This window comes from Streptococcus sp., from assembly GCF_032481935.1.
Lineage (GTDB): Bacteria > Bacillota > Bacilli > Lactobacillales > Streptococcaceae > Streptococcus.
On record NZ_JAWERU010000004.1, the window covers coordinates 43,629 to 56,173 of the forward strand.

Consider the following 12,545-nt stretch of genomic DNA (forward strand, 5'->3'; position numbering starts at 1 on the left):
GTTTACTTTCTAGATTTATAATATTTTCTTTTTGGTGTAAAACCTTATTTCTTTTAAAAATAAAAATAGGCAAAGACCTAGTCCCGCCCATTATTTTCTTATCTACTTGATAATACCGTCAATGCTAAGGCAATGGCTAGCCAGAAAAAGACTAAAATTCCTGTCAAACGTTGCATCACAGCTTCAAAACCGCGCGCTTTGCTACGTTCAAACAAATCACCTGCACTGGCATCAAATACATTGCTAGATTGATTTTTAGTTGGTTGCATGAAAATTGCAATCACAATCACAACAGATAATACTAATAAAATGGTTAATAATAGGTTATACATATCAAACTCCTTAAAATCCCTATTATTCTACCATAATTTCTACTTAGATTCAAGATGTAGAGTCACTTTTCTTTCTTTAGGGCAATACTTTAAGACCTCAATCTTGTCTGGATGGGTTTTGGAGTTCTTACTGGTTAGATAATTGATGCTGCCACAAGAGGAGCATTTGAGATTGATTTTTACTCGCACTAGATTTCCTTCACTTTTAATAATGTTCTAAACTGGATAAGGTTAAATAAACAACTGAGAGCTACACAAAGAGCTGTTGCATAAAAGACTGCATGGTAGCCAAATTGTCCCGCTACTGCTGATCCTGCTAAGGGACCTATCACTCCTCCTAGATAAAAGAATACTTGATTAAAGGCAAATACCCTTGAAATGCCTGATTTGGGGGTCATCTTGCTAAGGAGTGCATTTACACCGGGGATCAGAGCTCCTGTTCCCAGACCAAAGAGAAAGCGATAAATCCCTAATTCTAGAGGTGTGGATGCATTGGCACACAAAAGATAAATGAGAGCTGAATAAGCTTGCGCTACAATTAATAAACGATGATTACCAACTTTATCTCCCAAACGCCCCATCACACCTGAACTCATCATACTTGATAAGCCCATACTGGAAACTATTAAGCCTGATACAAAGAGGAGATTTTCCTTCTGACCTAAGTCACGGATATAGAGAGCAAGAATGGGACCGACTGATTGTGCAGCAACTTGAATGACAAAACTTGTTGCAAATAAATTAAACAAGAGATATGGATACTTAACAGAAGTAAAGAGCTCTTTTGTAGGGAGTTCTTTTTCTTTTGACACTGGTTGAAAGTTTTCTTTTATAAAAAGAATGGTTAAGATAGCTGCCAAGAACAGGAAACTACCGACCAATAAAAAGACATTTCGAATTCCAAAAATTTCGGCAATGAAACCACCTACAAATGGACCGGTCAAAGTTCCAGCGACAACACCAGTTGATAAAGTCCCTAGAGCGTATCCCGACCTATCTTTGGGGACTTGACTAGCAATTAAAGCTGTCGCATTAGGTACAAATCCTGTAAAAACTCCATTAAGAAAGCGTAAGAACAAGAGCCAGAAAACATTTGGAACGAATGCCAGACCACCCATAGTAATAGTCATGGCTAGCCCTGCACGAATCATCATGGGTTTTCGACCATACTTGTCTGCTAATATTCCCCAAATTGGTGATACAACGGCTGCAGAAATGGCAGAAACAGATATAGCTAACCCTGAATAAAAGGCAACTTGATCCCCTTCAATTCCTAACTGTTCGACAAAAATAGGCATGAAAGGAACAACGAGAGAAATGCTGGCTCCTGTTAAAAAGCAACCAAACCAAGCAATACGAAGATTATCCTTCCAACTAATCTTTTGCATGGGCATCGCCTCCTTCAAGTAAGGTCACTACTTGACTCAAAAGCTGCTCTCGACTGCCATTATTGTCTAATATATAAGTAGCAAATTTCTTCTTTTCTTCTAAAGGACACTGTGAAGCTAAACGAGTTTCAGCTGACTCTTGGGATAACTGATCACGGTTCATTAAGCGATCCAGCTGGGTATCTCGGCTTACATAAACTAGCCAAGTTTCATCGAACCATGAAGCATAGTCTTGTTCAAAAAGCAATGGAATATCCATGAAAAATACATCCTCAGTTTGAGCTAACTTGTCTCTCAAAGCCCTCAATTCGTCACGGATGATTTTTCCTTGAGTTTCTTTAGACCATTCTCTTTCCTCAGAGTTAGAAAAGATCAGACTGGCAAGTAATGGTCGATTCAGTTCCCCATTTTCAAGAAGAATTTTCTCACCGAAGTGCTCTACTAAAATCTGATAAAGGCGACCACCAGGTTTTTGAAGTTGGTGAACAAGCGCATCCGCATCTACCACTTCAAACCCTTTTTGTCTTAAAAAATTTGTGACGGTGGACTTCCCGGATGCAATACCACCAGTGATTCCAATAATTTTTCCCATCACTTTCTCCTTTGACATTTTGGGCAAAAATGGGTTCCACGACCACCGAGTTGAATTTTTTCGATGATGGATCCACAACGTGAACAAGCTTGTCCAGCTTTATCATAGACTTGGTGAAACTCTTGCATGGTCCCATCTTCGCCAAATGCATTGGTATAGGTGCGAATGGTTGAACCGCCTTTCTCAACAGCCTGCCCCAAAACTTCAATGGTTTGATCATGGACTTTTCTAGCCTCTTGGGCGCTTAAACTTTTAGAAGTTCTAGAAGGATGAACTTTCGCTCTCCAGAGAACTTCATCCACATAGATATTTCCCAATCCAGCAACCAAAGTCTGATCGAGAAGATGCGATTTGATCGTGTTTTTAGATTTCTTCAAGGCACCTATAAAAATCTCTAAGTCAAAATCCTGTTCAGTAGGTTCTGGTCCAAGATTTTTAGAAATAAAGTAGGCTTCCAAAAGGTCAAGAGCAAGCAATTCCATAGTCCCAAACTTACGGACATCCTCATAAACAAGAGTTCCACCATCTTCAAAATGAATCAAAACATGGGCATGCTTACGTTCAGGAACCTGGTCTGGATAGTAAAAATACTTGCCTTCCATCCTTAGATGAGAAATCAAGACCTTGTCTGTCAGGTAGAAAAGTAAATACTTGCCACGGCGCCCCATCGATTGAATTTCTTGACCAGGCACTTCCTTTTGAAATTGATCCAAATCTGTCTTAATCATCTTAGGATAACGAATATCAAGACTAGCAATCTTCTTCCCTAGAATCAGTTTTTCAAGACCTCGTCGAACCGTTTCGACTTCAGGTAATTCAGGCATAACTCCTCCTTCTCTAAAAACAAGAAGCAGGCTACTGCCCACCTCTTCTTAATATTCTTTTTCGTTATAGCCAAAGTCAGCCAAATCTAGCTTCTTATCTCGCCAGTTTTTCTTAACCTTGACCCAAGTTTCTAGGAAGACCTTGTCTCCTAGCATGAGCTCGATATCACGACGGGCCATAGTCCCAATTTTCTTGAGCATGGCACCACCTTTACCGATGACAATCCCTTTTTGGCTGTCACGTTCAACCATAATGGTTGCTCGGATATGAACCTTGTCTGTATCCTCGTCTCGTTTCATAGAGTCCACGACTACTGCAACTGAGTGTGGAATTTCTTCACGAGTTAAGTGTAAAACCTTTTCACGAATCATCTCAGAAACCAAGAAACGTTCTGGGTGATCGGTAATTTGATCCGCAGGGAAATATTGGAAACCTTCTTCAAGGTTTTCACTGAGAATGTCGATTAGACGAGAAACGTTATTTCCTTGAAGAGCTGAAATTGGCACAATTTCTTTAAAGTCCATCTGATCACGGAAATCATCGATTTGAGCTAAGAGTTGGTCTGGGTGTACCTTGTCAATTTTGTTGACCACAAGAATAACCGGAACCTTAGCAGCCTTGAGTCGTTCGATAATCATGTCATCACCCTTACCACGTGGCTCGTCTGCAGGAACCATGAAAAGTACGGTGTCCACTTCACGAAGGGTGCTATAGGCAGACTCTACCATAAAATCTCCGAGCGCTGTCTTAGGCTTGTGAATACCTGGTGTATCGATAAAGACAATTTGCTCCTTATCAGTGGTGTAAATCCCCATGATTTTATTGCGCGTTGTCTGCGCCTTATCACTCATGATGGCGATTTTTTGCCCCATGACATGATTCAAAAAAGTTGACTTCCCTACATTTGGACGTCCTAAAATGGCTACAAAGCCTGATTTAAATGTCATAATTTCCTCTTACTGTTTAAAATAATAAATCCCAAATCCGTGGGAGAAAGATAAGTGCACCTGTCAAAGCGGCAAAAAGAGAGACCACAAGCACGGCACCAGCTGCCATGTCTTTAGCTTTTTTTGCCAACATAGAAAAGTGATAGTGACTAGCCAAATCTACTACATTTTCAATAGCTGAATTAATAATCTCAAAAGCTACTACCATGAAAATGCTCAAAAGCAGAAATAACCATTCGATTCGTGACACCTGAAAAACAAAACCTGCAAGTACCACTACAAGAGCCGTCACTGCATGCTTTCTCATGTTACGTTCTTCCTTAATCGCAGTAAAAATCCCTGTAATTGCAAATTCTAAACTGGAGATTAGGTCACGATTTTTCCATTTTCGTTTATTGTCTTGTGAGTCCATAGGCTGTCAAAATTTCTTCTTGTAAACCGAACATCTCCGCTTCTTCCTCGGGAGTGTAGTGATCATAGCCGTTAATGTGTAAAAAGCCGTGCACTGCCAAGAAGCCCATCTCACGCTCAAAACTATGACCGTACTCCTCAGCTTGCTCATGAGCCTTATCAATGGAAATGAAAAGTTCACCGATATAAGCATCAAATTCTGACATCATATCTGCCAAGTCGGGATCATTTTCCAGATCTTCCTCATCAAAGGCAATCTCTAACTCCGGCTTATATTCAAGACTGATGACATCTGTTGGACGATCGGTATCACGAAACTCTAGATTAAGTTCATGGCTTCGTTCGTTGGTCACAAAAGTGACTGCCATCTCCTTGTCTTCTTTTCCTAACTTTTTAGCAGCAAACTCTAAAATTTCTTGAGTTTGTTGTAGAATTTCCTTTGAAACTTGACCCGTTTCATCTACCATTTCAATATACATGTATTTCTCGATTCTCTTTACTTGGCTTTATTATATCACATTTCTATGATTTTATTCTACCTTTTTGATATAATACTATGGAATACATTCACGAGGAGAGAACCATGTCATTTGATGGATTTTTTTTACACCACATGGTTGAGGAATTGCGAACTGAGTTACTAAATGGGCGCATTCAAAAAATTAATCAACCCTTTGAACAAGAGTTAGTCTTGCAAATCCGTAGCAATCGTAAAAGTCATCGTTTGCTCCTGTCTGCCCATCCAGTTTTTGGACGCATCCAGTTAACAGAGTCCACCTTTGAAAACCCTGCTCAACCATCTACTTTTATTATGGTATTGAGAAAGTACCTTCAAGGAGCAGTTATTGAGTCAATCGAGCAGATCGAAAATGATCGTATCGTGGAAATAACGGTTTCCAATAAAAACGAGATTGGGGACCATATCCAGGCCACACTCATCATCGAGATTATGGGGAAACACAGTAATATTCTACTTGTAGATAAGTCTAGTCACAAAATCCTTGAAGTTATCAAGCATATCGGTTTCTCTCAAAATAGCTACCGTACCTTATTACCTGGTGCTGCTTATATTGCTCCTCCAAATACAGAGGCTCTCAATCCTTTTACCATCAAGGATGAAAAATTGTTTGAAATCCTACAAACTCAAGAATTGACAGCTAAAAACCTTCAAAACCTCTTTCAAGGTTTGGGAAGAGATACAGCAACCGAGTTAGAAAAACAACTGCTTAATGATAAACTAGCCACTTTCTGGAACTTCTTTAGACAAGAAACCAAACCTTGCCTAACAGATAAATCCTTTTCTTGTGTGCCTTTGTCAACTAAAATTGAAGGACATTTTTCAAGCTTATCTCAACTTCTTGATGTCTATTACAAAGATAAGGCTGAACGCGACCGTGTCAAACAACAGGCTAGCGAACTCATTCGACGTGTTGAAAACGAACTACAAAAAAATCGGCAAAAACTAAAGAAACAAGAAAAAGAACTTCTGGCTACTGAAAACGCAGAAGAATTTCGGCAAAAAGGAGAGTTACTAACCACTTTCCTTCATCAAGTTCCCAATGACCAAGATCAGGTCATTTTGGAAAACTACTACACCAACCAGCCTATCACGATTGCACTTGATAAGGCACTAACGCCAAACCAAAATGCTCAACGCTACTTCAAACGCTATCAGAAATTAAAAGAAGCTGTTAAATACTTGACTGACCTGATTGAAGAAACTAAGGCAACCATTCTCTATCTGGAAAGTGTAGAGACAGTTCTCAATCAAGCCGGACTCGATGAAATTGCTGAAATTCGTGAAGAATTGATTCAAACAGGATTTATCCGCAGAAGACAAAGGGAAAAAATCCAGAAACGACAGAAACCTGAGCAGTATCTAGCTAGTGATGGAAAAACAATCATCTATGTGGGGCGCAATAACTTACAAAACGAGGAATTGACCTTTAAAATGGCCCGTAAAGAAGAACTCTGGTTTCACGCTAAGGATATTCCTGGAAGTCACGTTGTTATTTCAGGCAATCTCAATCCTACTGATGAGGTTAAAACAGACGCTGCAGAACTTGCAGCCTACTTCTCTAAGGGACGTCTCTCCAACCTCGTTCAGGTGGATATGATTGAAGTTAAAAAACTCAACAAACCAACTGGTGGAAAACCTGGTTTTGTCACCTATACTGGGCAAAAGACCCTCCGTGTTACACCCGACCCTGAAAAAATTCAGTCCATGAAAATCAAATAAGTCTTGTATACTGGTGGACTGTTACTGCTATAGACTCAATTAAAAATGGGAGGTGCGTTCAATGCTACGGCATATCAAATCTATTTTAACCATTATATTCGGAGCTGCCATTTATGCCTTCGGACTCACGTATTTTGTTGTGCCCCACCACTTATTCGAGGGTGGAGCAACGGGAATCACCTTGATTACCTATTATCTCTTTAACATCCCTATCTCCGTGATGAACCTCATCATCAATATCCCATTATTCATTTTAGCCTGGAAAATATTTGGTGCAAAGACCCTATACAGCAGCCTGCTTGGTACTATTTCCTTATCCATTTGGCTAGCAATCTTTGAAAAGATTCCTCTCAGCTTTAATCTTGAGGGAGATCTAGTTATCGTTGCCTTGGTTGCGGGTGTTCTTTTGGGACTTGGTCTAGGCGTTATCTTCAATGCTGGTGGTACGACTGGTGGAACAGATATCGTGGCTCGAATCCTAAACAAGTACACCAATATCTCCGTTGGAAAATTACTCTTTGCACTAGACTTTCTTATCCTAATGCTTATTTTAATTATCTTCCAAGACCTTCGTCTCGTAACCTATACACTTTTATTTGACTTCATTGTCTCTAGAGTTATTGACTTGATTGGTGAAGGCGGATATGCTGGCAAAGGTTTTATGATTATCACTCAAAAGCCTATGGAAGTGGCAGATAAAATCAATGAAGAGTTAGGTCGAGGTGTCACCTTCATATCAGGGCAAGGTTACTACAGTCAAAAAGATTTAAAAATTATCTACTGTATCGTAGCAAGAAATGAAATGATTAAGATGAAAGAACTGATTCATACGATCGATCCTAGAGCCTTTATTACCATCACTGAAGCTCACGAAATTCTAGGAGAAGGCTTCACCTTTGTAAAAGAAGAAAATTCCTAACACATAGACAACAAAAATAGTAACTTCGAATTTGAAGTTACTATTTTTTGATGATAAAAACGGAAGAAGCAAATCTTCCGTTTTACAAATCATTATTTTTCAGCTGTAAGTGCAGCCATTGTGATGTAATTGTATGGTTTGTTGAAGTGTGGCAAGAAGAATAGGTCTGTCAAAGCCAATTTTTCAATTGTAACATGTTCTTGGATAGCCAATGAGAACATGTGAATTCCCATGCTGATTGCTGAATCACGAGATACCATTTGAGCACCAAGGATTTCACGGCTGTCTTTATCAAAGACAATCTTGATTGCTACTTCATAGTTGTCATGTTTCATAAATTCTGGTTTTTGAAGATCGTTGAAGCCTGTTTCAACAGCATTGTATCCTGCTGCTTTAGCTTTTTCAAGAGTCAAACCAGTTGAAACCATGTGAAGACCATAGATAGAGATACCGTTTGATCCTTGAACACCGATTCCTTCAAGTTCATGTCCACAAGCATTGTAAGCACCTACGATACCAGTACGTACAGCATTTGATGCAAGAGCGATGTAGCTAGTGTCTTTACGAGCGTTGTCATAAACAGTCGCACAGTCACCCACAGCGAATACTCCTGGAAGTGATGTTTCTTGTTTCTTGTCTACAAGGAAGGCACCGTTGCGGAAAAGTTCAATCTTGCCATCAGCAAGAGCTGTGTTAGGACGGAAACCAACTGCAAGAACAACCATGTCAACATCGAATGTTTCTTTGTCAGTGATCAAGCGTTCAACTTTACCGTCACCTTCGATAGCTTTAACAGTTTGTCCAAGTGCCAAACGGATGTTGTGGTCTTCCAAGTTCTTAGCCATCAATTGAGTGAAGTCTTTATCATAGTAACCGTTCAAGACTGTGTCTACGATGTCAACAAGGACAACTTCTTTTCCAAGACGTTCGAATGCTTCAGCAAGCTCAACACCGATGTATCCACCACCGACAACAGCGATACGCTCAAGGTGTTTGCTCTTGTCAGCAAGTTTGTTGATAACTTCTTCTGCGTTTTGGTACAATTTAACGAATTGTACATTTTCAAGAGTTGCTTTGAATTCGCGGTTACCTTTAACAATTTCAACACCTTCGATTGGTGGTAAAATTGGAGTTGAACCAGTCGCAAAGATCAATTTTTCGTATGATTCTTTGTGTTCTTTTCCATCAACTTCAGCAGTAACAACTTTATTATCATAGTCAATTGAAAGAACTGGTGAGTTCATATAAACTTTAGCACCTTTTGCTTCCAATTTTTCTTTATCTGAGTAGAAGAGACCTTCTGGACCATCGATTTGCTCACCAATCCAAAGAGCCATTCCACATCCTAGGAATGAAATGTTTGAGTTTTGGTCAAAGACAACGATTTCATTTTCACTTCCAAAATTGTCCAACATAGTGTTGATACAAGCAGTTCCAGCGTGGTTAGCACCCACGACTACAATTTTACTCATAAGATAATTCCTACCTTTAATTTTTTATTTACCTTTCTAGTATATCATTATCTGTGAGCGTTTACAAGTTTTTTGACTAGTTTACTGTTTTTTTGAAATTTTTTTGAAATATATATCAATTTATTTTCAATCTTTTCAAAGTTTTTTGCACATTTTTTATTTATTCAAGCATATTTCTTGACTTTTTGTAAAAAATAATTTGTGAAAACGCTGACTTTATGATATTCTATTTATATGGAAATGAAATATAAATCTTCAGATTGCTTTCATATCTGGATTTACAATATTTCCAATTGATTTGAAGGGAGTTGATTTTTTGCCTCTCAGTTCATTATCTGAACGGTTAATGGGAACTACGATTACTATTTCCTTGGTACATGAACAAGCGGATAATCTTCTCCGTCAAGCTTTTGATTTGCTCAAGGAACTTGAATTTCGATTTAATGCGAATAGCACCGAATCGGAATTGATGGAAATTAACTATCAGGCGGGAATTGCCCCAGTTAAGGTCCATCCTGATTTGTTTGAACTGATTTCTTTAGGATTAGAACACAGTCTAGCTCCTGGAAGTCATCTCAACATTAGTATTGGTCCCTTGGTACAAACCTGGCGTATTGGTTTTTCCGATGCAAAGGTTGCAAGCCCTGAAGAAATCGCTTCAGTCTTACCACTAATAGACCCTCATTTTATTAAACTCGATTCAGTAAATTCTACGGTTTTCCTAGAAAAAATGGGAATGAAAATTGACTTAGGGTGTTTAGCAAAGGGGTACAGTGCAGATAAGGTTGCAGCTTTCTTAAAAGAAAACGGCGTCACTTCTGCTCTTATCAATCTTGGAGGAAACATCCTCACAATTGGAAACAACCAATCAAAAGATGGACGTCCGTGGCAAATCGGCATTCAAGATCCAAGTAATCCACGTGGTAATCACCTGATGACCTTATCCATTACTGGAAAATCAGTGGTTACATCTGGGATTTATGAACGGCATCTTGAAATCAATGGCAAGGATTATCACCACATTTTCGATAGTGAAACAGGCTATCCTATTGAAACGGATTTAGCTAGTTTAACCATTATATCTGACCGCTCTGTTGACGGTGAGATATGGACCACACGATTATTTGGCGAACGTAGCGCGTCTATTATGTGGCAAGTCGAAAATATTGATGGTATCGAAGCCATCCTCATTGACAAAGATGGACGCTTAGCTTGTTCATCTGGTATCCAACGGTAATTAATTAATAACGCAAAAGAGAAAGGAAAGCCCATGCTTAAACTTATTGCTATTGTAGGAACTAACTCAAAACGTTCCACAAACCGTCAACTGCTTCAATATATGCAGAAACACTTTGCTGATAAAGCAGAAATCGAATTGGTAGAAATTAAAGATCTACCTGTATTTAACAAACCAGCCGACAAACAAATTCCAGCTGAAGCTATGGAAATCGTAGCTAAAATCGAAGCAGCTGATGGTGTTATCATCGGTACTCCAGAATACGACCACTCAATTCCAGCTGTTCTTATGAGCGCCCTTGCTTGGATTTCTTACGGAGTATTTCCACTTTTGAACAAACCAATTATGATTACTGGTGCTTCATACGGTACACTCGGTTCTTCACGTGCTCAATTGCAACTTCGTCAAATTTTGAATGCTCCTGAGATTAAAGCAACAGTTCTTCCTGATGAATTCTTACTTTCTCACTCTCTTCAAGCTTTCGATAAGAATGGTGACTTGGTAGATCTTGACGTCATTAATAAATTGGATGCCATCTTTGATGACTTCCGTATCTTTGTCAAGATTACTGAAAAATTGCGTAGCGCACAAGAATTGCTTCGTAAAGATGCAGAAGAATTTGACTGGGAAAATTTGTAAGATAGGAGACAAAATAGAATGAAATTTGTTGGACTTGTTGGATCAAACTACGATCAATCATATAACCGCAAACTCTTGGAATTCATCCGCCGTCAGTTTAAAATTAAATTTGAACTAGAGGTTTTGGAAATCGATGAAGTTCCAATGTTTAACCAAGACGAAAAATGGGACGACAGCTTCCAGTTGCGCCTACTTTACAATAAAATTACTCGTGCAGATGGTGTCATTATTGCAACTCCTGAGCACAACCACACTATTTCTGCTTCACTTAAGTCTGTACTTGAATGGCTTTCATACGAAGTGCATCCGTTTGAAAACAAACCAGTCATGATTGTGGGTGCTTCATACTATGATCAAGGAACTTCTCGTGCTCAAGTTCACCTTCGTAAGATTCTTGATGCACCAGGAGTGAATGCTTACACATTACCAGGTAATGAATTCCTCCTTGGAAAAGCTAAAGAAGCTTTTGATGCAAATGGAGATATTATTAACGAAGGAACTGTTAAATTCCTTGAAACTTGCTTAGATAACTTTGTCAAATACGTAGGAGTCGTTTCTAAATTGAAAAAACCAAAACCAATTGAACCAGAAGACTTGGATTGTGGAAAACCAATCGCTACAACGATTACAGAAGTTGACCCTGATGATCCAGAATGGGTAGAAAAAGTTGCAGAAATTACAGGCGCTGTATCCGGTGATACGTACGTTAAGCTTGACCATGGTATCCTTACAGTTAACCAAATTGATATGTTTTTGAAAGCTATGCCTTTTGAATTGACATACGCTGACGATAACAACCAATTCCTCTACTACAACAACGCTCACCAAGACCCTGATACAATGTTTGCAAAACGTGTACCATCTCAATCTGGTAGCCGTATGTCAACCATTCACGATTCACTTCCACCAGCACGTATGAAAAACGTTGAGTGGGTTATTGGAACACTTCGTAATGGTAATCAAGATTACGTACGTACAATTGTTCCAGGTTCACCTGCTGGTGTTATCAACACTCATAACTACCAAGCAATGTACTATCCTGACGGATCATATGCTGGTATCAATGAAATTGTATTTAACTTCCAACCATGGCTTGACTGGTACTTGAAAGAAACTGGTCAACGTTTGGTAGGTGGTAGCGGACCTTTTGCTCCTGCTGCTGGAGGCCACGGTGACGCAGATGCTACTTCTGGGGCTTCTGACTCAGCTGATGGCGGCCATGGAGACGCGGATGCTACTTCAGGTGCAAGTAACTAATACTCAATGAAAATCAAAGAGCAAACTAGGAAGCTATCCACAGGTTGCTCAAAGTACTGCTTTGAGGTTGTAGATAGAACTGACGAAGTCAGTAACATATATACGGCAAGGTGAAGCTGACGTGGTTTGAAGAGATTTTCGAAGAGTATAAAATTTAATACTAAAGGAACCTCTCTAGGTTCCTTTTTTTATAGTTACTTAGTTTATAAAATACATGTTATAATAAAGCTATGGCATATAGTACAGATTTTAAACAACGAGCATTAAATTACATCAAAGAGGGACAC

General features: G+C 39.2%; 14 protein-coding genes. 5 read left to right on the forward strand and 9 right to left on the reverse strand.

All coding sequences use genetic code 11. From position 1 onward, the window contains the following. Window positions 1–98: 98 nt before the first annotated feature. From secG to ybeY, 8 genes are read right to left on the reverse strand one after another with little or no spacing between them, the layout of a single operon-like run. A complete protein-coding gene (gene secG / locus E7C97_RS01235; protein ID WP_000282514.1) occupies window positions 99–332 on the reverse strand; it encodes a preprotein translocase subunit SecG in 234 nt (77 codons plus the stop codon). A 39-nt stretch (window positions 333–371) separates the two neighbouring features. Beyond that, a complete protein-coding gene (gene rpmG / locus E7C97_RS01240) occupies window positions 372–521 on the reverse strand; it encodes a 50S ribosomal protein L33 (protein ID WP_001809104.1) in 150 nt (49 codons plus the stop codon). After that, window positions 521–1,720: a multidrug efflux MFS transporter gene (locus E7C97_RS01245; protein WP_316107780.1), complete on the reverse strand. Its 1,200-nt coding sequence runs from the start codon at window positions 1,718–1,720 to the stop codon at window positions 521–523. Before E7C97_RS01245 ends, rpmG begins: the two co-directional genes overlap by 1 nt. Continuing rightward, on the reverse strand, window positions 1,707–2,312 hold the full coding sequence (coaE, locus tag E7C97_RS01250) for a dephospho-CoA kinase (protein WP_316107782.1): 606 nt from the start codon (window positions 2,310–2,312) through the stop codon (window positions 1,707–1,709). The genes E7C97_RS01245 and coaE overlap by 14 nt, the downstream gene beginning before the upstream one ends. Further along, window positions 2,312–3,136, reverse strand: a complete 825-nt coding sequence (gene mutM, locus E7C97_RS01255) for a DNA-formamidopyrimidine glycosylase (RefSeq protein ID WP_316107783.1) — start codon at window positions 3,134–3,136, stop codon at window positions 2,312–2,314. Before mutM ends, coaE begins: the two co-directional genes overlap by 1 nt. Before the next feature lie 48 nt (window positions 3,137–3,184). Continuing rightward, on the reverse strand, window positions 3,185–4,084 hold the full coding sequence (gene era, locus E7C97_RS01260; protein WP_316107784.1) for a GTPase Era: 900 nt from the start codon (window positions 4,082–4,084) through the stop codon (window positions 3,185–3,187). A gap of 16 nt (window positions 4,085–4,100) precedes the next feature. Then, window positions 4,101–4,496, reverse strand: a complete 396-nt coding sequence (locus E7C97_RS01265) for a diacylglycerol kinase (RefSeq protein ID WP_316107785.1) — start codon at window positions 4,494–4,496, stop codon at window positions 4,101–4,103. Next, entirely contained in the window at window positions 4,477–4,974 is a 498-nt protein-coding gene (ybeY, locus tag E7C97_RS01270) for an rRNA maturation RNase YbeY (protein WP_316107787.1), read from the reverse strand. The genes E7C97_RS01265 and ybeY overlap by 20 nt, the downstream gene beginning before the upstream one ends. Window positions 4,975–5,078: 104 nt before the next feature. Here ybeY and E7C97_RS01275 point away from each other — a divergent pair, with 104 nt between their 5' ends. Next, entirely contained in the window at window positions 5,079–6,734 is a 1,656-nt protein-coding gene (locus E7C97_RS01275) for an NFACT RNA binding domain-containing protein (RefSeq protein WP_316107789.1), read from the forward strand. A 61-nt stretch (window positions 6,735–6,795) separates the two neighbouring features. Beyond that, on the forward strand, window positions 6,796–7,653 hold the full coding sequence (locus E7C97_RS01280) for a YitT family protein (protein ID WP_060955626.1): 858 nt from the start codon (window positions 6,796–6,798) through the stop codon (window positions 7,651–7,653). Window positions 7,654–7,745: 92 nt separating this feature from the next. Here E7C97_RS01280 and nox read toward each other — a convergent pair whose 3' ends face one another. Continuing rightward, a complete protein-coding gene (nox, locus tag E7C97_RS01285) occupies window positions 7,746–9,125 on the reverse strand; it encodes a H2O-forming NADH oxidase (protein WP_049525814.1) in 1,380 nt (459 codons plus the stop codon). A gap of 316 nt (window positions 9,126–9,441) precedes the next feature. On the opposite strand from nox, the gene E7C97_RS01290 reads away from it, so the two are divergent. Genes E7C97_RS01290 through E7C97_RS01300 form a run of 3 tightly spaced genes read left to right on the forward strand, consistent with a single transcriptional unit; the run spans window position 9,442 to window position 12,258 of the window. Then, window positions 9,442–10,362, forward strand: coding sequence for an FAD:protein FMN transferase (locus tag E7C97_RS01290; RefSeq protein ID WP_316107791.1), 921 nt, complete (start codon window positions 9,442–9,444; stop codon window positions 10,360–10,362). 33 nt (window positions 10,363–10,395) lie between these two features. Next, window positions 10,396–11,001, forward strand: coding sequence for an NADPH-dependent FMN reductase (locus tag E7C97_RS01295; RefSeq protein WP_006153967.1), 606 nt, complete (start codon window positions 10,396–10,398; stop codon window positions 10,999–11,001). A gap of 18 nt (window positions 11,002–11,019) precedes the next feature. Beyond that, window positions 11,020–12,258 (forward strand): NAD(P)H-dependent oxidoreductase, encoded by a 1,239-nt coding sequence (locus E7C97_RS01300; RefSeq protein ID WP_316107793.1) that lies wholly within the window; start codon window positions 11,020–11,022, stop codon window positions 12,256–12,258. Window positions 12,259–12,545: the final 287 nt, after the last annotated feature.